The following is a 21,159-nucleotide window of genomic DNA, read 5'->3' as shown; positions in this document are numbered from 1 at the left end:
GGCAAAGGCTCCGCCTTTGCCCGCCCGACAGAGCCACGGGGATGCCAAGACCGCTTCCCCAAGCACACCAAAGGCCAGCGCCTGCCCCGGCGGGCGAGAAGCGCCCGCCGGGGCAGGCGCTGGCCGGCGGCCTTTGGGCCGCGGCCGGACAAGGGGACATGGTCCGCGTGACCGAGGCGATGGCCTCGGTCAGGGAAGCCCGCCCGACACCCCGTCAGTTCTGCGCAAGCTCTGCTTCTGCCCCGGCACGATACCAGGCGCGGATCGCCGCGCGGTCCTCGGGCGTCATGAAATTCGCCGCCCCGGGCGGCATCGCCGCCGTCAGCCCGGCAAAGATGAAGACCGGTTCGGCCGCCCGCGCGACGGCCTCGGGCGTGTCGAGGAGCAGCCCCTTCGGTGCCGCCCCGATCCCCTCATAGGCGGGCTCGCGGGTGTGGCACATCGCGCAATTGGCGGTGACAAGGCTTGCGACCTCGTCAAATCCCGGGGCCTGCGCAAATTGCAAAGCGGTGCCCGAAAGTGCCGCCTCTTCCTCCGGCGCCTCGCGCGTGCCCTGCATCGAGAGCCAGACGCAAAGGCCAAAGAGCAGCAAAGTCGCCGGGATCGTCCAGTATGGCGCGGGCTTGCGGGCATGGCGGCTGTTGAACCAGTGCCGGATCGTCACCCCCATCAGGAAGACCAGCGCCGCGATGACCCAGGCCCAGGTCGTCGCAAAGGCCAGGGGCGCGTGGTTCGACAGCATGAAGAACACCACCGGCAGCGTCAGGTAGTTGTTGTGCATCGAGCGCAGCTTGGCGATCTTGCCGTATTTCGGATCGGGCGCCCGGCCCGCGCGCAGATCGGCCACCACGATCTTCTGGTTCGGAATGATGATCAGGAACACATTCGCCGTCATGATCGTGGCAGTATAGGCGCCCAGATGCAGGAAGGCCGCGCGGTCGGTGAAGATCTGCCCGTAGCCCCAGGCCATCGCGGTCAGCGCCACGAGCAGCAGCGCCATGAAGGCCGCCGGATAATTGCCCAGGGGCGATTTGCAGGCGGCATCATAGATCAGCCAGCCCAGGGTGAGCGAGGCCGCCGAAATCGCCATGCCCTGCCAGGGCGCCCAGGCGACCTTGGCCGGGTCGATCAGGAACAGATCCGCCCGGTGCCAATAGACCAGGATGAGCATCGCCGCACCCGACAGCCAGGTCGCGTAGCTTTCCCATTTGAACCAGGTCAGATGCTCCGGCATGCGCTCCGGCGCGACCAGATATTTGCGGATGTGATAGAAACCGCCGCCATGCACCTGCCATTCCTCGCCCGCCGCGCCCTTGGGCAGATCGGGCGCGGATCGCAGCCCCAGATCGAGCACGATGAAGTAAAAGGACGAGCCGATCCAGGCGATCGCGGTCACGACATGCAGCCAGCGCATCGCAAAAGTGGCCCAGTCCCAGATCAGTGCAGCATCCATGCGCGTCTCCTTTGGGCTCAGGCTAGCGGGGCGGGGACGCGGCCTCCAGCGCAAAAGCGACGGGGCGGCGTCGCCCCCTTGCACTTGCCCGATTTTGCGCCTTTCTTGGGCGGGGATGGCGGCGGAGGACGGGATGGAACGGCTGCGGATAGAGCCCCTGACGGCCGAGGCCTTTCGGCCCTTCGGCGATCTGATCGACGTGCTCGGGGCCCCGACGAAGCTGATCAACGCGGGGCTCTGCGGGCGCCATCACGATCTGGCGCGGCTCTCGTTTGACGATGAAGGCCGGGCGGGGATTTCGCTCTTCGAGGCCCAGGCGCGGGCTTTGCCCTATGTGCTCGATCTGGTCGAGCGTCATCCGCTGGGGTCACAGGCGTTTTTGCCGCTCGATGGCGTGCCGTTTCTGGTCTGTGTGGCCGAGGATGCGGGCGGCGTGCCGGTGCGGGTCCGGGCGTTTCTGACGGCGCCGGGGCAGGGGGTGAACATCCTGCGCAATGTCTGGCACGGGGTGCTGGCGCCGATCGGCGCGCCCGGGCGCTATGCGGTGGTGGACCGGATCGGGCCGGGGGCGAATCTTGAGGAATATCCGCTGCCGGTGCCGCTGCGGGTCGAGGGCTAAAGGTCTTGGCCTCGGCCATCGCCGAGGCCATGCGAAACAGATGCCCCATGACCGCCGGGGGCCCGAAGGCCCTCGGCCAGCGCCCGCCCCGCCCATGGCGGGCGCTTCTCGCCCGCCAGGACGGGCGCCGGCCTCTGCTGTGCTTGGGGATGCGGTCTTGCCAACGCACGGCCGACCCGGGCGGGGAAAGGCGGTGCCTTTCCTTCTCCGCCCGAAACCGGCTCAGCCCCAGCCGAGAGCCACCGCCAGATGATAGGTCAGGAAACACGCGACCCAGGCCAGCGCGAACATGTATCCCACCGTCACCCACATCCATTTGCCCGATCCGGTCTCGCGCTTGATCACCGCGAGCGTCGAGAGGCATTGCGGCGCGAAGATGAACCACACGAGGAAGGACAGCGCCGTCGCCAGGCTCCATTGCGCCGACAGAAGCGTGCCCAGAACCGCCTCGCCGCCGCCGTCCGACACCGCGTAAACGGTGGCCAGCCCGGCCACGGCGATCTCGCGCGCGGCCATGGCGGGGACGATCGCCACCGCCATCTGCCAGTTGAAGCCGATCGGCGCCAGGATCGGTTCCAGCATTTTCCCGATCCCGGCGGCGAAGCTGTAAAGGATCGCCGGTTCGGTGGCCCCCTCGGGCGGCTGCGGGAAGGTCGCAAGCACCCAGATCACCACGGTCATGGTGAAGATCGTCGTGCCCGCGCGCTTGAGGAAGGCCGAGGCCCGGGTGAAAAGCCCGATCCCCACCGAGCGCGGCTGCGGTATCTTGTAATCGGGCAGATCGAGCATGAAGGGCGGCGAGGGTTCGCCGCGCGCGAACAGGAATTTGCTCACCGCCGATACGGCCAGGGCCGAAACGATGCCCGCGCCGTAAAGTCCAAACATCACAAGCCCTTGCAGACTGAAGATGCCCAGGATCGCGCGCGCCGGGATGAAGGCCGAGACGATCAGCGTATAGACCGGGATCCGCGCCGAACAGGTCATCAGCGGCGCGACAAGGATGGTGGTCAGCCGGTCGCGCGGATTGTCGATGACCCGCGTCGCCATGATGCCCGGAATGGCGCAGGCAAAGGAGGACAGAAGCGGGATGAAGGCGCGGCCATGCAGCCCCGCCCCGCCCATGATCCGGTCCATCAGAAACGCCGCGCGCGCCATGTAGCCCAGATCCTCCAGCAGCAGGATGAACAGGAACAGGATTACGATTTGCGGCAGGAAGATCACCACCCCGCCGACGCCGCCGATCACCGCATCGACAAGGAAGCTTTGCACCAGCCCCTCGGGGACATGGGCGCGGATCAGATCCGAAAGCGCGGCGAAACTGCCGTCGATCAGATCCATCACCGGCGCGGCGCCGCTGAACACCGCCTGAAACATCACGAACAGAAGCCCGAGCAGGAAGATCAGCCCGAAGACCGGATGCAGCAGCAGCCGGTCGATGCGATGCGTCAGCGTGTCATGCTCGGGCGGCTGCGTCACGGCGCGGGTGATCAGCCGGTCGGCGGCACGGTGGCTGAGGCGCAGATCGGCCGCGTCGGGCGGCGCCCAGAGGTTCGGCCCGGCCTCGGGCACGCCCTCGGCCAGCGTTTCGTCAAGCGTGCGCAACAGCGCGTCGAGCCCGCCCTTGCGCACCGCGGTCGAGGTGACGACGGGCACGCCCAGCTCTTCCTGCAGCCTGGCCCGGTCGATCTCGATCTTCCGGTGCCGGGCGATGTCGATCATGTTCAGAACGACGATCATCGGCAGGCCGGTGGCGACCAGTTCCATCGCCAGCCGCAGCCCCGAGCGCGGAGCGACGGCATCGACGACGACCAGCATCAGTTGCGGCGCGGGTTCGGCCGGATGACGGCCCAGCACGACATCGCGCGTCACCGCCTCGTCGGGCGAGCGCGCGCGCAGGCTGTGCGTGCCGGGCAGGTCGATCAGCGCGATGCGCCTGGCCGCGGGGGTGGTGAACAGGCCCAGCTTGCGCTCGACGGTGACGCCGGCATAGTTGCCGACCTTTTGCCGGGCCCCGGTCAACGCATTGAAAAGCGAGGTCTTGCCGCAGTTCGGCGGGCCGACGAGGGCAAGACGATAGGGATCGGGTTCGGGCATCGAGGCTCAGGAAACGAGGATGGCCATCGCCTCGCGGCGACGCAGCGCGACAGTGGTGCCATTCACCCTTACCGCGATCGGGTCACGCCCGAAAAGCCCCTCGTGCAGGATCGTGACCCTGGCGCCCTCGATGAAGCCCAGTTCGATCAGGCGTCGTTCCATTTCGGCGGCGGGCAGGGTCACGGAATGATCGGCGGCGGCGATATGGAAGACATGGCCCGAATAGCCCTTGTGCAGCGCGCCAAGCGGCCGATGCTGGGCCAGCGGAACCGCCGTCTGGCGCGGAAGATCGGGCGTGTTCAGCATCACTGCGGTCCTTGGGACTGAGTCGGGAAGATCCCGCCTTGCGTCGGGCGATCATTCCCACTCCGGTCCGAAGGGTCAAGTTATAGCCGCCATGCTTGGCCGGGCTTTTGCGCGACAGGCCGTCGCAAGTCTGCCCGAGGCGGCGAGGGGGTTTCGCCTCGGCGGTGCCGAGGCGACCCGGGCGGGGGCTCCGCCCCCGCACCCCCGGCGTATTTTTCCAAGGAGAAATGGGATCGGCTTTGCTGTTTGCCCCGCGCGGCCTTTCACCTTGGTCCAAATATCCCGGGGGTCCGGGGGCGGAGCCCCCGGCGGGTCGTCGAGGCTCTGCCTCGGCGAAAACAAACGCCCCGGCCCGGGACGCCGCGGCGATCCGCGCGGCGCGCCGCCTGCGTTGATCAGCACGCCGTCGCCGTCGAAGATGATCCGCTCGATCACGGGGGCTCCTTTCCGGGCAACGCCAACGTCTTCGCCGCGCGGCGAAAGGGGGACAGCATCGGAGGGCGCAATAATAAATCAACATGAGTTAAATATTGACCGGGGCGCCGACTCGGGTCAAACTTCGCCCGAGCCCCGGAGGAGGGGCCGACAGTGAAACGGGAGGAGAGACCGTGATGATGCGCAAACTGGCCCTGCTGGGGGCCTCTGCCCTTGCCTTTGCCGCCCTTGGCCAGTCCGCCGCCGCCGAGACCGGGGCCTGTCTGATCACCAAGACCGACACCAACCCCTTTTTCGTCAAGATGAAGGAAGGCGCCACGGCGAAGGCGACCGAGATGGGGATCACGCTCTCGACCTATGCGGGCAAGATCGATGGCGATGTGGAAACACAGATCGCCGCCGTCGAAAGCTGCATCGCGGGCGGGGCGAAGGGGATCCTGATCACGCCGTCCGACAGCCGCGCCCTGGCGCCGGTGGTGGGCAAGGCGCGCGAGGCGGGGGTGCTGGTGATCGCGCTCGATACGCCGTTCGAACCCGCCGATGCGGCCGATGCGACCTTTGCCACCGACAATTTCCTGGCGGGCGAGCTGATCGGCAAATGGGCGGCGGCGAAGATGGGCGACACCGCGGCGGCGAAGATCGCGCTGCTGGATCTGAACGCCTCGGAAATCTCGGTCGATTATCTGCGCGACAACGGCTTCCTGCGGGGCTTCGGCATCGACATCAAGGACCCGAAAGACATCGGCGACGAGGACGACGCCCGCATCGTCGGCAATGACGTGACGAACGGCAACGAGGAAGGCGGCCGCACCGCGATGGAGAACCTGCTGCAAAAGGACAGCGGCATCAACGTCGTCTACACGATCAACGAACCCGCCGCGGCGGGCGCCTATGAGGCGCTCAAGGCGGTGGGGCTGGAAAAACAGGCGCTGATCGTCTCGATCGATGGCGGCTGCCCGGGCGTGCAGAACGTCAAGGACGGCGTGATCGGCGCCACCTCGATGCAGTTCCCGCTTCTGATGGCGTCCAAGGGCATCGAGGCGATCGCGGCCTATGCCAAGGACGGCACCAAGCCCGCCAATACCGAAGGGCTCGATTTCGTCAACACCGGCGTCACGCTGGTCACCGACAGCCCGATCGGGGGCATCCCCTCGATAACCTCGGAAGAGGCGCTGAAACAGTGCTGGGGCTGAGACAGGTCGGCTGAGACGAGAGGGGGGCGGGGCACCGCCTCTCTCGCATCCGGGGGAGGGAGACGAGCATGACCGAAACGGCCCGCAAGGGGCAGGCGTTCGAACAGGGGCTGGAGGCCAGCGACCGGCGCGTGGCGCAGTTCGAGGTGGCGACGCGCGGCCCGGTCGAGCGGCTGCAGCATCTGTTGCACGGCAATCCGACGCTGGTGCCGGTGATCGTGCTGGTGGCGGCGATCGCGGTTTTCGGCATCATCGCGGGGGGGCGGTTCTTTTCGGCGCTGAACCTGTCGCTGATCCTGCAGCAGGTCTCGATCATCGGCATTCTGGCGGCGGCGCAATCGCTGATCGTGCTGACGGCGGGGATCGACCTGTCGGTGGCGGCGATCATGGTGCTGATGTCGGTGATCGCGGGCAATCTGGCGGTTTACATGGGCGTGCCCTCGGTGCTGGCGCTGGCGGTCGCCTTTGCGGGCGGCGCGGCGGCGGGGCTGGCGAACGGCTTTCTGATCACCAAGATCAAGCTGCCGCCCTTCATCACCACCTTGGGCACCTGGTCGATCTTTTTCGCGCTCAATCTTTGGCTTTCGGGTGCGCAATCGATCCGCAGCCAGGACATCGACAAGGCGGCGCCGCTGCTCAAGTTCTGGGGCGAGGGCTTCGCCTTTGCGGGCGCGAAGATCACCTATGGCTCGCTTCTGATGATCGCGGTCTTTCTGGGTCTGTGGTACATGCTGAACAAGACCGCCTGGGGCCGCCATGTCTATGCGGTGGGCGACGACAAGGAGGCCGCCGAACTCGCGGGCATTCAGGCCGACCGGGTGCTTCTGTCGGTCTATGGGCTTGCGGGCTTCATCTGCGCCATTGCCGCCTGGGCCTCGATCGGGCGGGTCGGCTCGATCAGCCCGCAATCGTTTTACGAGGGCAATCTGCAATCGATCACCGCGGTCGTCGTGGGGGGGATTTCGCTTTTCGGCGGGCGCGGCTCGATCCTGGGGGCGCTGTTTGGCGCCCTGATCGTGGGGGTGTTTCAATCGGGGCTGCGGCTCGCCAATGTCGATGTGCTCTGGCAGGTCTTCGCCATCGGCTGGCTGATCATCGTCGCCGTCGCGATCGACCAATGGATCCGGAAGGTGTCACAATGAGCCCAGAACCCATTCTGAGCGCGCGCGGGCTGGTCAAGCGCTATGGCAAGGTCACCGCGCTGGATCAGGCCGATTTCGATCTGATGCCGGGAGAAATCCTCGCCGTCATCGGCGATAACGGCGCCGGAAAATCGACGCTGATCAAGGCCTTGTGCGGCGCAGTTCAACCAGATGCCGGAGAGATCCGGCTGGATAGTGCCCCGGTCCGCTTTTCCGCGCCGATGCAGGCGCAAGAGGCCGGGATCGCCACCGTCTATCAGTCGCTGGCGCTGTCGCCCGCGCTCTCGATCGTCGACAACATGTTCATGGGCCGCGAGCTGCGCAAGCCCGGCATCGCGGGCAGCCTGTTTCGCGCGCTCGATCACGACCGGATGCGGGCTTTCGCGCGCGAAAAACTCTCGGAACTTGGCCTGATGACGATCCAGAACATCGATCAGACGGTGGAAACGCTCTCGGGCGGGCAGCGACAGGGCGTCGCGGTGGCGCGGGCGGCGGCCTTCGGCTCGAAGGTGATCATTCTGGATGAACCCACCGCCGCGCTGGGGGTGAAGGAAAGCCGCCGCGTGCTGGAGCTGATCCTTGACGTGCGCGCCCGCGGTATTCCCATCATCTTGATTTCCCACAACATGCCGCATGTCTTCGAGGTTGCCGACCGCATCCATGTCCACCGTCTGGGGCGGCGGTTGTGCGTGATCGACCCGAAAACCCATTCGATGTCGGACGCGGTGGCGCTGATGACCGGGGCCAAGGCGCCCGAGGCGGCCGCCGCCTGAGCCCTGCGACAAAAAGCATCGGACCTTGCCCGGGGGCTGCCCCGGGCTTTCTCTTGCTCTGGCCCGGCACACTATCGCAGATTGTGCGTCTGGCCGAAGCGACGAGACGGCAGATTGGAATATCGGGAGTTGGAATGAAACTGGTTCGCTATGGAGAGAAGGGCGCCGAGAAACCCGGTCTCCTGCACGTTGACGGCACGATCCGTGATCTGTCGCGCGTGGTGCGTGATATCGACGGCAGGGCGCTGGGCGACGAAGGCCTGTCGAAACTGTTCTGGACCGATGCGGGCAAGCTGCCGATCATTCCCGAAGGGGTGCGTCTGGGCGCCCCGGTTGCCGGGACGGGCAAGCTGATCGCGATCGGGCTGAACTATGCCGATCACGCCGAGGAGGCCGGGCTGACCGTGCCGCCGGAGCCCGTCGTCTTCATGAAGGCGACCTCGGCGATCTGCGGGCCCGATGACGATGTCGAGGCGCCGCGCGGCTCGGAGAAGCTCGACTGGGAGGTGGAGCTGGCCTTCGTGATCGGCACGCGGGCGAAATATGTGGCGCTGGAAGAGGCGATGGACCATGTCGCGGGCTACATGATCTGCAACGACGTGTCGGAACGTGGCTTCCAGATCGAGCGGTCCGGGCAATGGGTCAAGGGCAAGAGCCATGACACTTTCGCGCCGCTTGGCCCCTGGCTGGTGACGAAGGACGAGATCCGCGATCCGCAGGCGCTGGATCTGTGGCTGAATGTGAACGGCGTGCGGCGGCAGACCGGGACCACGGCGACGATGGTCTATGGCGTGGCCTTCCTTGTGCATTACCTCAGCCAGTTCATGACCTTGGAACCCGGTGACATCATCACCACCGGCACGCCGCCCGGCGTCGGCATGGGGCTGAAGCCGCCGAAATTCCTGCATCCGGGCGATGTGATCGAGCTTGGCATCACCGGGCTGGGATCGCAGCGGCAAGTCGTGGTGCAGGCATGAGCCCCGCCGCCGAGGCCTTTGCGCGTCTGAGGGCGGGCGATGCCCGGCGGCGGACCGAATTCACCGTGTCCAAGCGCCGCGTGGTGCTCAAGCGGCTGGCCGCCGAGATCCGCGCCCGCGAGGCCGAGATCATGGCGGCCTTGGCTGCCGATCTGGGCAAGCCCGCGGTCGAGGTGCGGATTTCGGAAATCATCCCGATCCTGTCGGAAATCCGCCATACGTCGCGGCATCTGAAGGCTTGGGCCGGGGTGCGGCGGGTGCGCCCGACGCTCTCGATGCTGGGCACCCGCGCGACGATCCGGCCCGAACCCAAAGGCACGGTGCTGATCATCGCGCCCTGGAACTATCCCCTGTGTCTGGCGCTGGGGCCTTTGGTCAGCGCGATTGCGGCGGGCAATGCGGCGGTGGTGAAGCCTTCGGAACTGGCCCCCGCCACCTCGGCGCTGGTGGCAAAGATCGTTGCGGCCTGCCTGCCCGAAGATCTGGTCGCCGTCGTCGAAGGCGGCATCGAAACGTCGACCGAGCTTCTGGCGCAGCCCTTCGATCATATCTTCTTCACCGGCTCGCCCGCCGTGGGCAAGGTGGTGATGGCGGCGGCGGCAAAGACGCTCGCCTCGGTCACGCTGGAGCTGGGCGGCAAGTCGCCCGTCATCCTTGGCCCTGATGCCGATCTGAAACAGGCGGCGCGGATGGTGGCCTGGGGCAAGTTTCAGAACGCCGGGCAGACCTGCATCGCCCCCGATCATGTCTTCGTGCCCCGCGCGCAGGAAGAGGCCTTCACCAGGGCGCTGCGCGCCGAGATCGCGCGGATGTATGGCGCCACCCCGCAGGCCTCGCGCAGTTTCGCCCGGCTGATCGGCGCGAAACATTTCGAGCGGCTGCGCGGCATGGTGACCGAGGCTGTCGGCCATGGCGCCACCCTGATCGCGGGCGGCGAGGCCGAGGCGGCCAGTCGTTACCTTGCGCCCACCGTGCTGACGAATGTGCCCGAAAACGCAGCGCTGATGCGCGAGGAGATCTTCGGCCCCGTCCTGCCGGTGATCGCCTATGACGATCTGGATGCCGTGCTGGCGGGGATCGAGGCGGGGGAAAAGCCGCTGGCGCTTTATGTCTTTGCCCGCGACCGGCGGCTGATTTCGCGGATCTGCGCCGCCACGACCTCGGGCGCGGTGGGGGTGAATGTGACGCTGGCGCATTTCCTGCACCTCAACCTGCCGTTTGGCGGGATCGGGCAATCGGGGCTGGGCGCGGCGCATGGGCGCTGGGGCTTTGCGGCGTTTTCGCATGAAAAACCGGTGCTTGAGAACCGCTTTGCCGTGCTGGAACCGTTGATGCCGCCCTATGGCCCGCTTGCCACCCGGCTGGCGCGGATCGTGCAGGCGCTGGTCGGCTGAGTTCGTGCTGAAAATGCTGCAACTGCGAAGGTGACTTTGCTGCAAAGCAGCGCTACACTCAACTTATGCGATACCGCTGCCGGACCGGAATCGGCGCGGCACGCGGGTGAAACTGGGTGTGCATGCCTGCAGGGGGACTCGATGAAAGAGCCGACACCGAAGGATCAGACGCAGCAGGAGGCGGCCGCCAAAGAGGCCGCACCAAACACGGCCCAAGCCGAGCTGGCCGCCAGGGAGGCCGCCGCGAAAGAGGCGGCCGAGAAGGAGGCCGCCGCGCGGGAGGCTGAGGCCAAGGAAGCCGCCGCGAAAGAGGCTGAAGCCAAGGAAGCCGCTGTCAAGGAGGCCGCCGCGAAGGAGGCTGCGGCTAAGGAGGCTGCGGCCAAGGAAGCCGCCGCGCAGGAAGCCGCCGCCGCAGAGGCAGCCCGCGAGGCCGCCGCGAAGGAGGAGGCCGCGAAGGCCGCCGCCCGGGAAACGGCCGCCAGGCCGAAGCCCGCCACGGCGCCGAAACCGGCCTCCGGCCCGAAATCCAACCCGAAATCCGCTGCCGAACCCGCCGCCGAGCCGGTCGTGGAAAAGGTCACGCGCACCTCGGAAACCGATGTGGCCTTTGCGCTTGGCGGGCTTGCGGGCAACAACGCCCATGGGGCGGGGTTCCTGCAGGCGGCGCTTGAGGGCGGCGTGCATCCGCGGATGATTTCCTGCACCTCGGGGCAGATCTATTGGGTCTGGCGCTATCTGCAGGCGCTGGCCGGTGGCGAGAGCCTGGAAACCCATCTGGCCGAGCAGATCGAGACCGTGCAGCCCTTTGGCCAGCGCGACGCCGATCTGATGCATATGGCGCTGTTCGGCAAAAGCGGGGTGTTCCGGCCGTCGCTGTTCGAATGGCCCTTCGACGTCATGCAAAACGTCGTGCGCAGCCTTGACGCGGTCTCGCGCGCGGGCGGAAACGTGTTCTGGCTCAAGGAGATGATGAGCCTGACCCCGGCGCGCACTTTGGTGTCGCTCTTCCCCGACAGCTTCTTTGCCGAGATCGCGCAGGCCTTCAACGAGACCGGCATCGGCATCCTCTTCAACGCCTATGACCCGCGCGAGGGGCTGGAATATGTCCATGCCAACCCCTCGGCGCTGGCACAGCTGGGCATCGCGCCCGGCGGGCGGAAAAACTGGCGCAGCCGCACGATCTATACCGAAATCACGCCGCAGGCGGTGCGCGACGGGCTTTGGCTTTACGAATACGGCTTCGAGGGCGGGCAGGAGGGCGGCTTTGGCGCGCTCGATGGCGCCTATTACCGGCCGGTGCTTTTGTCGGAACTCTCCGGCGCGCGCACCATCCATGTGGTGCGGCCGGTGAACCGCAAATGGCTCGGGGCCTTGCCCGACAGCAAGCTCGCGCTCGAGGACATGAAGACCGAGGTCGCGTTCAACGGCATCTATGCCGCCGAGCGTGACCGGATGCTGATGGTCAACCGCTGGATCGCGGCGGGGATCCTGCGCGATCCGCGCTTCGCCCCGATCGAGATCTATGAGATCGAGATCGAGACGCAGCGCAGCTTCTTTGACTATGTCTTTGAAAGCATGGAGGTGTTCGAGAACGCCCGGGCGCTGGCGCGCGACGCGTTTTCGGGCGGGCTGGCCCCGGCCGAATAGCGCGCCCCCTTGCCCCCGCCGCGGTTTCGGCCCAAACCAAGGCGAAAGCGCGGGAGGCGGGCATGGGCGAGACGAAGGGCGGCTGGAAGCTTTGGGCGGTATTGGCCTTGCCGCCGCTGTTCTGGGCGGGCAACTTCATCGTTGCCCGCGCCTCGCGCGGGGAATGGCCGCCCGTCGCGCTGTCCTTTGGCCGCTGGTCGATCGCGCTTGTGGCGCTTTTACCCTTTGCCTGGCCCTATCTGCGCCGGGACTGGCCGCTTTACCGGCGGTATTTCCTCCGCATCCTGCTTCTGACGCTGCCCGGCGTCGCGGCCTTCAATTCGCTTGTCTATTGGGGGCTGCAGACCTCGACAGCGACGAACGGGATGCTTCTGAATTCCACCATTCCTTTGCTGATCATGGCGCTGGGGGCGCTCTTCTGGGGGCAAAGGCTTGGGCTTTGGGCGATCCTCGGGCTGATCGTCTCGACGCTTGGGGTGGCGGTCGTCATCTTGCAGGGCTCGTGGGAACGGGCGGCGGCCCTTGATTTCGCGCGCGGCGATCTGATCATCTTCGCCGCGATGGTGGCCTGGGCGCTTTACACGATGGGGCTGAAGACCTTCCCGCCCGAGGTGAACCGCATCGGCCTGCTGGCGGTGCAGATCGCGCTGGCCCTGCCGATCCTGGCGCCGTTTCTGGCCTTCGAAATCGCCTCGGGCCGGGTGCCGGTCTGGACCCCGCCTTCGATCGCGGCGCTGGTCTATATCGGCATCGTGCCCTCGGTTCTGGCCTATCTTTTCTACACCAAGGCCGTCGAGATGGCGGGCCCGGCGCGGGCAGGGCAGTTCATCCACCTGCTGCCGGTCTATGGCGCGATCCTGTCGGCGGCTTTGCTGCATGAGCCGCTTCATCTTTACCATGCCGCCGGTTTCGGGCTGATCCTGACCGGCATCGTGCTGGCGGGGCGGAAATAGCCCGGGCCCGTTTCGGGGATTTCGCTTGCATCGCGGGGGCCGACCGCCTAGAAGCCCCCTACTTCCGCGATGATATGAACCGGCGACGCCTCTCGTGGTGGGCTGCGGAAGTCCTTGCCCCCTATGAAGCCGCCTTGTGAAACAGGAGCCTACATGCCGCTTTACGAGCATGTCCTCATTGCGCGTCAGGACCTTTCCAACGCGCAGGCCGAAGGCCTGATCGAACACTTCTCGACCGTGATCGGCGACAACGGGGGCAAGGTCCTCGGGTCCGAATACTGGGGCGTGAAGACCATGGCCTACAAGATCAACAAGAACCGCAAGGGCCATTACGGCTTCCTGCGCACCGACGCGCCCTCGGCCGCCGTGCAGGAGATGGAGCGTCTCGCCCGTCTGCATGACGACGTGATGCGCGTGCTGACCATCAAGGTCGACGGCCATGACGAAGGCCCCTCGGTGCAGATGCAGAAGCGTGACGACCGTGGCGACCGCGAAGACCGTGGCGATCGCGGTGATCGTGGCGACCGTGGCCCGCGTGGCGACCGTGGCCCCCGCGAAGATCGCGGCCCGCGTCCCGAGCGTCGTTGATCCGAGGAGAGTGACCCATGGCTACCAAACCCTTCTTCCGTCGTCGCAAGGTCTGCCCGTTCTCGGGCGATAACGCGCCGAAGATCGACTACAAGGACGTCCGTCTGCTGCAACGCTACATCAGCGAGCGCGGCAAGATCGTTCCCGCCCGCATCACCGCCGTCTCGGCCAAGAAACAGCGCGAACTGGCGCAGGCGATCAAACGCGCCCGCTTCCTCGCCCTGCTTCCCTATGCCGTGAAGTAAGGAGACCTGAACATGCAAGTCATCCTTCTGGAACGTGTGGCCAAGCTTGGCCAAATGGGCGACGTGGTGAAAGTGCGCGACGGCTACGCCCGCAACTTCCTCTTGCCGCAAGGCAAGGCGCTGCGCGCGAACGACGCCAACATCAAGAGCTTCGAAGCCCGCAAGGCGCAGCTGGAAATCCGCAACCTCGAGACCAAGAAAGAAGCCGAAGCGGCCGCCGCCAAGCTTGAAGGTCAACAGTTCGTGGTCATCCGCTCCGCTTCGGACGCCGGGGCGCTTTACGGCTCGGTCACGCCGCGCGACGCCGCCGATGCGGCCACCGCGGGCGGTTTCTCGGTCGACAAGCGTCAGGTGGCGCTGAAAGCCCCGATCAAGGAGCTCGGCCTGCACGAGGTGCACGTGATCCTGCACCCGGAAGTCCAGGCGACGATCACCATCAACGTCGCCCGTTCGGCCGAAGAAGCTGCCATCCAGGCGGCCGGCAAATCGATCCAGCAGCTGGCGGCGGAAGCCGATGCGGCGGCGGAATTCGAAATCGCCGAGCTGTTCGACGAAGTCGGCGCCGCGGCGAACGACGACGACGAATAAGACCCTTCCCCCGGGAAGTGTTGCAACCGCGCCCTTCGGGGCGCGGTTTTGTTTTGGCCGCATGGTTTTCACGCGGCCGCGAAAAATGCGCCAAATTTGACGAAACTGTTTCCCATTCCTGCCTGAATTACACCGCAGGGTTGCAAGGCCCCCGGTCGGGGGCCTGTTCAAGTTGGTCACGAGTGACAGGTTCGCGCGCCCGGTTTCCGGATCGGGCGCTGCGGCACCTGCAAGGAGAACGCGATGGAATTCAGAATTGCGGCCATGGTGCTTTTCGGGATGACGCTGGGAATTCTGCATGCCGAAGGCGATCAGCTGGGGGCGCTGGATCGGTTCTGGCCCGATCTTGGCCCGCGCGCGCTGGTGCAGATCTCCGCCAGCCCCGAAAGTGCGCGCTCAGGCTTCGACCCGGTGGCGCTGCCCGCTCCCCCGATCTTTCCCCCGGCCGGATCGCCCCGATTCGTCCGCGCCGACTAAGGCCCGCCGCAAGGCCCGCAATGAAAAAGACCGCCCCCAGGGGCGGCCTTTGCTGTCACTGTCCGGTGACGCTCAAAGCTCGTCAAGCGCTTCGATGGCTTTCTGCAGCTCTTCCTTGCTGACCTCTTTCTCGGTCACGGTGGCACCCGCGACGATGAAATCGATCACCTTTTCTTCGTAAAGCGGCGCGCGGATCTGCTGTTGCATCTGCGCGTTGCCTTTCACGAATTCAAAGAATTCGCGCTCGTGGCCCGGGTATTGACGCGCCGCGGCCAGAACCGCCTGGGTCATCTCGGCGTCGGTCACTTCGATCTTCTCGTTGCGACCCAGCTCGGCCAGCAGCAGGCCCAGACGCACGCGGCGCTCGGCCAGCGTCTTGTGCTCTTCGGTCGGTTCCACCGCGCCGTGGTCATGGCCGTGGTGATCCGGGTTTTCCTCGTGCCAGAGCTGGTGCGCGATCTGACCGGCTTCGGCCTCGACCAGCGTCGGCGGCAGGTCGAATTTCACTTGCGCATCGAGGATGTCGAGCAGGGCGCGTTTCAGGATCGCCCGCGAGGCGCCCTTGAATTCCGCTTCCAGACGCGAGGCGACCTGACCCTTCAGGGCCTCCAGATCGGCGGCGCCGAATTTCTTCGCCAGCTCGTCGTCGATCTCGGCCGGTTTCGGGGCCTTCACCGCATGGACGTGGCATTTGAAGGTGGCTTCCTTGCCCGCCAGATGCGCCGCACCGTATTCGGCCGGGAAGGACACTTTCACTTCCACATCTTCGCCCGCTTTCGCGCCGACGAGTTGCTCTTCAAAGCCCGGGATGAACGAGCCCGAGCCGAGCACGAGCGGGTATTCCTCGCCCTTGCCGCCTTCGAACGCCTCGTCGCCGAGGAAGCCTTCGAAGTCGATCACGACCTGATCGCCATCCTTGGCCTTGCTGCCTTTCTTGCGATCCTCGAAGGCTTGCGCCGATTTCGCCAGGTTTTCCAGCGCCTCGGTCACCGAAGCCTCGTCGGCCTTCACCACCAGACGCTCCAGCGTCACGGTGGCGCGGTCGAAGGCCGGGATCGGCGGCAGGGCTTCGTAGGACACGGTGAAGACGGCGTCGGTGCCCGGCTTCCAGTCCTTGCCGTTTTCCATCTCGACCTTCGGCTGCAGCGCCGGACGGTCGCCCGATTGATCAAGCAGATCCTTGATCGCGCCATCGACGGCTTCGTTCAGGACATCGCCCAGAACGCGGTCGCCGAAGTTCTTGCGCAGCATCGCCATCGGCACCTTGCCCTTGCGGAAGCCCTTGATCTCGACTTCGGGCTGCACTTCGATCAGCTTCTCGGTGACTTTCGCGTCAAGTTCGGCGCCGGTCAGCGTGATCGTGTAGCCGCGCTTGAGGCCTTCGTTGAGGGTCTGGGTGACCTGCATGGGGTTTCCTCTGGTTCGGGCGCACCCCGCGGGCGCGCTCAGGCAAATTTCAGCCGCCCTTCTAGGGGCTGGCGACCTTGCTGGCAAGGTGAAAAGCCGCAGCCCGATCGGGTGCCGAACGGCTTTTCCGGGCCGTTTCCGGTCCCGGCGGGGCAGAAAGATCGAAAAGATTCGTCCAGACAGGCTGTCGTCCGCGGGCAGGTCGGGGCAGGGGGCGGCACGGGCTGGCGGCGGGTCAGATGGTGCGGGTGGTCGGACTCGAACCGACACTCCTTGCGGAAACAGAGTTTGAGTCTGTCGCGTCTACCATTCCGCCACACCCGCACATTGCACCGCCCGCAAGGTAGAGCCGGGTCGACGCCGGGCCGCGGGGGGTCTTCTGGTTGCCGGTGGGGGCGGATCCGATCCGCCCCCACCGGTTCTTCGCATCTACCCTCGCGCGCCGGATCTGACAAGAGCAAACGGCGCGGCAGGTTCAAGGCGCGATCCGGGCAAAGCTGTCGCAGGCCGCGACCCGGCCGGTCTTGCAGCCCCGGGCGAACCGGACCTGGCGCTGATCCGGACTGCCATGGGTAAAGCTGTCGGGCATCGGGCGGCGCGCCAGCATGTCGTCGCCGATCCGCGCCGCCGCGCTCGAACGTGCCGGGGTCCGCGGCGGCAGGATGCGCCCGGACCCCGGCAAAACACTCCGCCTGCCACTCGAGCCGCGCCGAAAGCGCCTGCGCCCCGGCCGCGCCCGCCCGCGCCCCTCGCGATCACGGTTTCGAAATCAGCCCCGCAAAGCCGCCCCGGACAGGGGAAAAACGACGCGCCCCGGCTTGACGTCGCCCCCCCGCCTTGCGATGCACGGCCAGACGCCGGAACAGCCGCGGGGGCCCATGTTCGATCGACTTTACCGCTGGACCCTCGGCCTTGCCCGGCATCGGCGCGCGGAATGGGCGCTTGGGGTCATTTCCTTCACCGAAAGCTCGTTCTTTCCGATCCCGGCCGACGTGCTTTTCGTGCCGATGGGGCTGGCGCGGCCCGACAGGATCTGGCGCTATGCGCTGATCGCCTCGGTCACCTCGGTTCTGGGCGGCATCTTCGGCTGGTGCATCGGCCATTACGCCTTCGACCTGCTGGCGCGGCCTTTCCTGGAGGCCACGGGCAAGATCGCGACCTTTGACGCCTTGCGCGACGGCGCGGGCACCTGGGCGATCCTGCTCATGCTGGTCACCTCGGGGCTGGCGCATATGCCGCCAATGAAGGTGGTGACGATCCTGGCCGGGGTGCTCAGCTTCGATCCGGTGCTGTTCATCCTCTCGGCCATCGTCGCGCGCTCGGCGCGGTTTTACGGCCTTGGCTGGCTGCTGGCGCGATTCGGCGAACGCATCGCCACCTTTGTCGAGCGCCGTCTGGCCTGGGTTGCGGGCGGGGTGCTGCTTGTGCTCGCCGCGGCCTGGTTTGTCCTGAAAGGAGCCTGAACATGCCCCCGATCCTGACCCCGCGCGGGCTTGTCGCGCTTGCCGCCGCCGGTTCGGCCGCGGTGCTGATCGCGGCGCTGGTGTTTCAAGCGCTGGGATTTCCGCCCTGCGATCTGTGCGTGCTGCAGCGCTGGCCGCATCTGGTCGCGGCCATTCTGGGGGCGCTGATGCTGCTCTTCCGGCTGCCGATGGCCTTTGCCGGTTTCGGCGCGCTGGCGGCGCTGACCACAAGCGGCTTCGGCCTTTATCATTCCGGCGTCGAGCGCCACATCTTCGCCGGTCCCGACAGCTGCACCTCGAACCCGATTTCAAGCCTCTCGGCGCAGGATCTGATGGCGCAGATTTCCGCCGCGCCGCTGGTGCGCTGCGACGAGATCGCCTGGCAGGTCCTGGGCATCACCATGCCGAACCTGAACGCGGTCGTCTCGCTGATCTTCGCCGGCCTCTGGATCGCCGCGGCCCTGGGCGATCGTCGCGCCCGCCGCTGAGCGCGCAAGGGCGTCTTTGAGCCAGGAAGAAGCCGCGGTTTCTTCTTGGTCCAAATACGCAAAATCAGACCTTTGCCCCCAGGCGCGCCATTCGCCGTTGCACCCAAGCCATGGGTTGCGATATAAGGCGGGACAACAAAATCTGGCAGAAGAAGCCCCGCGTGACCGATATCATCGACACCTCGGACCCCTCCGGCGACACCCCGAAACGTGCCCACCATGCGGGCCCGGTGGTTTCCATCGCCGAGGAAATGAAGACCGCCTATCTCGATTACGCGATGAGCGTGATCGTGAGCCGCGCCATTCCCGACCTGCGCGACGGGCTCAAACCCGTGCACCGGCGCATCCTTTATGCGATGCATGAAACCGGCAACACGCATGACAAGCCCTATCGCAAATCGGCGCGTCCGGTGGGCGACGTGATGGGGAAATACCACCCGCATGGCGACGCCGCGATCTATGACGCGCTGGTGCGGATGGCGCAGGACTTCTCGATGTCGCTACCGCTTCTGGACGGGCAGGGCAACTTCGGCTCGATGGACGGCGACAGCGCCGCGGCGATGCGCTACACCGAAGTGCGGATGGACAAGCCCGCCTCGTTCCTGCTGGCCGACATCGAAAAGGACACGGTCGATTTCCAGGACAACTATGACGGCAAGGACCGCGAACCCACGGTTCTGCCGGCGCGGTTCCCGAACATGCTGGTCAATGGCGCGGGCGGCATCGCCGTCGGCATGGCCACGAACATCCCGCCGCACAATCTGGGCGAGGTGATCGACGCGACGCTGGCGCTGATCGAGAACCCGGATCTGACCTCGGAAGGGCTGATGGACTATGTGCCCGGCCCCGATTTCCCGACCGGCGCGCAGATCATGGGCCGCGGCGGCGCCCGCAAGGCCTATCTGGAAGGCCGCGGCTCGGTGATCATCCGGGCGAAAACCCGGATCGAGGAGATCCGCAAGGACCGCTTCGCCATCATCGTCGACGAGATTCCCTATCAGGTGAACAAGGCGACGATGATCGAGAAGATGGCCGATCTGGTCCGCGAGAAGAAGCTGGAGGGCATCGCCTCGATCGCCGACGAAAGCGACCGCGTCGGCGTGCGGGTGGTGATCGAGCTGAAGCGCGATGCCACGGCCGATGTCGTGCTGAACCAGCTTTACCGCTTCACCGCGCTGCAAACGTCCTTCGGCTGCAACATGCTGGCCTTGAACGGGGGGCGGCCGGAGCAGCTGACGCTTCGCGATTTCCTGAGCCATTTCATCACCTTCCGCGAGGAAGTCGTGGCGCGGCGCACGGCTTACGAGCTGCGCAAGGCGCGCGAACGCAGCCATATCCTGTGCGGTCTGGCCGTGGCCGTGTCGAACGTCGACGAGGTTGTCGCGACGATCCGCTCCTCGAAGGATCCGGCCGAGGCCCGCGACCGGCTGATGGAACGGCGCTGGCCCGCGCATGAGATCGTCGAATATCTGCGGCTGATCGACGATCCGCTGCATCCGGTCAACGACGACGGCACCTACAACCTGTCGGAAGTGCAGGCCCGCGCGATCCTTGATCTGCGGCTGCAGCGCCTGACCGCGATGGGGGTGCAGGAAGTCACCGAGGAACTCGCCGAACTCGCGGGCAAGATCCGCGATTATCTGGCGATTCTGGCCTCGCGCGAGCGGATCATGGAGATCATCGCCAATGAGCTGCGCGAGGTCCGCGCCGCCCATGCCGTGCCGCGCCGCACCGAAATCGTCGACTGGGCGGGCGATCTGGACGACGAAGACCTGATCGAGCGCGAGGACATGGTGGTGACCATCACCTCGGGCGGCTACATCAAGCGCACGCCTTTGGCCGAATTCCGCGCGCAGCGCCGCGGCGGCAAGGGGCTGGCCTCGATGGCGACGAAGGAAGACGATGTCGTCACCACGCTTTTCGTCGCCAACACCCATACGCAGCTGTTGTTCTTCACCACCGATGGCATGGTCTACAGCCTGAAATGCTGGCGTCTGCCGCTGGCGGGCCGCACCTCGAAGGGCAAGGCGATCGTCAATATCCTGCCGATCCCGCAAGGGGTCAGCGTCGCCTCGCTGATGCCGGTCGACGAGCCCGAGGAAACCTGGGAGGAGTTCCAGGTCTTCTTCGCCACCTCGGATGGCGACGTGCGCCGCAACGCGCTGTCGGACTTCGCCAAGGTGATGCGGAACGGCAAACGCGCGATGGAGCTGCCCGAAGGCGTGACGCTGGTTGATACGCGGATGTGCCACGAGGACGACGACATCATGCTGGTGACGGCCTCGGGCCGGGCCATCCGCTTCCCGGTGCCGGAGGTGCGGATCTTCAAGGGCCGCTCCTCGACCGGCGTGCGCGGCGTGCGGCTGGCCGCGGGCGACAAGGTCGTTTCGATGTCGGTGATCCGCCATTTCGAGGCCGAACCCTGGGAACGCGAAGCCTTCGTCAAGCGCTACCGCGCCGAACTGGGCGGCGAGACCGAGGATGAGCTTGAGACCGAACGCGATGCCGAGGACGAGGCCGAGGGCACCGAAGGCGTGCTGTCTGACGCCCGTTATGCCGAAATGCTGGCGGCGCAGGATCTGATCCTGACGATCACCGCCAAGGGGCTGGGCAAGATTTCCTCGAGCCACAGCTATCCGGTGCGCGGCCGCGGCGGTCAGGGCGTCACGGCGTTTGAAAAATCGATGCGGGGCGGGGCGCTGGTGGCCTCCTTCCCGGTCGAGCCGACCGATCAGGTGATGCTGGCGACCTCGACCGGGCAATCGATCCGCTGCCCGGTGGCGGGGATCTCCTTCCGCTCCCGCGCGGCCGGGGGGGTGAAGGTGTTCAACACCGGCGCCGAAGAAGAGGTCGTCTCGGTCGCCCGCGTGGCCGATCCGGGCGATGACGAGGCCGAAGCGTAAGACCAAGAACAAAC

19 protein-coding genes, 1 tRNA gene and 1 pseudogene are annotated in these 21,159 nt (G+C 66.3%); 15 read left to right on the top strand and 6 right to left on the bottom strand.

Annotation, left to right across the window (positions count from 1 at the left end; translation table 11 throughout):
* Positions 1 to 214: 214 nt before the first annotated feature.
* A complete protein-coding gene (locus tag FBT96_RS18505; protein ID WP_136909282.1) occupies positions 215 to 1,453 on the bottom strand; it encodes a urate hydroxylase PuuD in 1,239 nt (412 codons plus the stop codon).
* 133 nt (positions 1,454 to 1,586) lie between these two features.
* Here FBT96_RS18505 and FBT96_RS18500 point away from each other — a divergent pair, with 133 nt between their 5' ends.
* Positions 1,587 to 2,072, top strand: a complete 486-nt coding sequence (locus FBT96_RS18500; protein WP_136909280.1) for an ureidoglycolate lyase — start codon at positions 1,587 to 1,589, stop codon at positions 2,070 to 2,072.
* Positions 2,073 to 2,294: 222 nt separating this feature from the next.
* Here the strand turns inward: FBT96_RS18500 and feoB are convergent, their stop codons facing one another.
* Both feoB and FBT96_RS18490 read right to left on the bottom strand, forming a co-directional pair.
* Positions 2,295 to 4,166, bottom strand: a complete 1,872-nt coding sequence (gene feoB, locus FBT96_RS18495; protein WP_136909278.1) for a ferrous iron transporter B — start codon at positions 4,164 to 4,166, stop codon at positions 2,295 to 2,297.
* A 6-nt stretch (positions 4,167 to 4,172) separates the two neighbouring features.
* Positions 4,173 to 4,472, bottom strand: coding sequence for a FeoA family protein (locus FBT96_RS18490; RefSeq protein WP_169583602.1), 300 nt, complete (start codon positions 4,470 to 4,472; stop codon positions 4,173 to 4,175).
* 611 nt (positions 4,473 to 5,083) lie between these two features.
* On the opposite strand from FBT96_RS18490, the gene FBT96_RS18485 reads away from it, so the two are divergent.
* From FBT96_RS18485 to FBT96_RS18435, 11 genes are all read left to right on the top strand, one after another.
* Positions 5,084 to 6,100 (top strand): sugar ABC transporter substrate-binding protein, encoded by a 1,017-nt coding sequence (locus tag FBT96_RS18485; protein ID WP_394347685.1) that lies wholly within the window; start codon positions 5,084 to 5,086, stop codon positions 6,098 to 6,100.
* A 68-nt stretch (positions 6,101 to 6,168) separates the two neighbouring features.
* Positions 6,169 to 7,242, top strand: a complete 1,074-nt coding sequence (locus FBT96_RS18480) for an ABC transporter permease (protein WP_136909276.1) — start codon at positions 6,169 to 6,171, stop codon at positions 7,240 to 7,242.
* Positions 7,239 to 8,015 (top strand): ATP-binding cassette domain-containing protein, encoded by a 777-nt coding sequence (locus FBT96_RS18475; RefSeq protein WP_136909274.1) that lies wholly within the window; start codon positions 7,239 to 7,241, stop codon positions 8,013 to 8,015. Before FBT96_RS18480 ends, FBT96_RS18475 begins: the two co-directional genes overlap by 4 nt.
* Positions 8,016 to 8,149: 134 nt before the next feature.
* Positions 8,150 to 8,992: a fumarylacetoacetate hydrolase family protein gene (locus tag FBT96_RS18470; protein WP_136909271.1), complete on the top strand. Its 843-nt coding sequence runs from the start codon at positions 8,150 to 8,152 to the stop codon at positions 8,990 to 8,992.
* On the top strand, positions 8,989 to 10,386 hold the full coding sequence (locus FBT96_RS18465) for an aldehyde dehydrogenase family protein (RefSeq protein ID WP_136909269.1): 1,398 nt from the start codon (positions 8,989 to 8,991) through the stop codon (positions 10,384 to 10,386). Before FBT96_RS18470 ends, FBT96_RS18465 begins: the two co-directional genes overlap by 4 nt.
* Positions 10,387 to 10,527: 141 nt before the next feature.
* Positions 10,528 to 12,033, top strand: coding sequence for a hypothetical protein (locus tag FBT96_RS21090; protein WP_212635409.1), 1,506 nt, complete (start codon positions 10,528 to 10,530; stop codon positions 12,031 to 12,033).
* A 62-nt stretch (positions 12,034 to 12,095) separates the two neighbouring features.
* Positions 12,096 to 12,986, top strand: a complete 891-nt coding sequence (locus FBT96_RS18455) for a DMT family transporter (protein ID WP_136909267.1) — start codon at positions 12,096 to 12,098, stop codon at positions 12,984 to 12,986.
* 153 nt (positions 12,987 to 13,139) lie between these two features.
* On the top strand, positions 13,140 to 13,574 hold the full coding sequence (gene rpsF, locus FBT96_RS18450) for a 30S ribosomal protein S6 (RefSeq protein ID WP_136909265.1): 435 nt from the start codon (positions 13,140 to 13,142) through the stop codon (positions 13,572 to 13,574).
* Between the two features lie 17 nt (positions 13,575 to 13,591).
* The gene (gene rpsR / locus FBT96_RS18445) at positions 13,592 to 13,819 is read left to right on the top strand and encodes a 30S ribosomal protein S18 (protein ID WP_013067733.1); all 228 of its coding nucleotides are present in this window, start codon (positions 13,592 to 13,594) and stop codon (positions 13,817 to 13,819) included.
* A gap of 12 nt (positions 13,820 to 13,831) precedes the next feature.
* A complete protein-coding gene (gene rplI, locus FBT96_RS18440) occupies positions 13,832 to 14,407 on the top strand; it encodes a 50S ribosomal protein L9 (RefSeq protein ID WP_055209474.1) in 576 nt (191 codons plus the stop codon).
* 243 nt (positions 14,408 to 14,650) lie between these two features.
* The gene (locus FBT96_RS18435) at positions 14,651 to 14,884 is read left to right on the top strand and encodes a hypothetical protein (RefSeq protein WP_136909263.1); all 234 of its coding nucleotides are present in this window, start codon (positions 14,651 to 14,653) and stop codon (positions 14,882 to 14,884) included.
* A gap of 72 nt (positions 14,885 to 14,956) precedes the next feature.
* Here FBT96_RS18435 and tig read toward each other — a convergent pair whose 3' ends face one another.
* From tig to FBT96_RS18420, 3 genes and pseudogenes are all read right to left on the bottom strand, one after another.
* Entirely contained in the window at positions 14,957 to 16,291 is a 1,335-nt protein-coding gene (gene tig, locus FBT96_RS18430; protein ID WP_136909261.1) for a trigger factor, read from the bottom strand.
* 240 nt (positions 16,292 to 16,531) lie between these two features.
* Positions 16,532 to 16,615, bottom strand: a tRNA-Leu gene (locus FBT96_RS18425).
* A gap of 151 nt (positions 16,616 to 16,766) precedes the next feature.
* Positions 16,767 to 16,971, bottom strand: a pseudogene (locus tag FBT96_RS18420) (neutral zinc metallopeptidase); the annotation flags it as partial.
* 198 nt (positions 16,972 to 17,169) lie between these two features.
* On the opposite strand from FBT96_RS18420, the gene FBT96_RS18415 reads away from it, so the two are divergent.
* From FBT96_RS18415 to gyrA, 3 genes are all read left to right on the top strand, one after another.
* Positions 17,170 to 17,754: a YqaA family protein gene (locus FBT96_RS18415; protein ID WP_136909259.1), complete on the top strand. Its 585-nt coding sequence runs from the start codon at positions 17,170 to 17,172 to the stop codon at positions 17,752 to 17,754.
* Positions 17,755 to 17,756: 2 nt separating this feature from the next.
* Complete coding sequence (locus FBT96_RS18410) at positions 17,757 to 18,242, top strand: disulfide bond formation protein B (protein ID WP_136909257.1); 486 nt, start codon at positions 17,757 to 17,759, stop codon at positions 18,240 to 18,242.
* A 251-nt stretch (positions 18,243 to 18,493) separates the two neighbouring features.
* Positions 18,494 to 21,145, top strand: coding sequence for a DNA gyrase subunit A (gene gyrA / locus FBT96_RS18405; protein ID WP_249306564.1), 2,652 nt, complete (start codon positions 18,494 to 18,496; stop codon positions 21,143 to 21,145).
* Positions 21,146 to 21,159 lie beyond the last annotated feature (14 nt).

Source organism: Rhodobacter capsulatus (assembly GCF_005144475.1).
GTDB classification, from domain to species: domain Bacteria; phylum Pseudomonadota; class Alphaproteobacteria; order Rhodobacterales; family Rhodobacteraceae; genus Rhodobacter; species Rhodobacter capsulatus_C.
The sequence above is the reverse complement of the archived record's forward strand: the minus strand, read 5'-3'. Positions and strand labels throughout refer to the sequence as shown.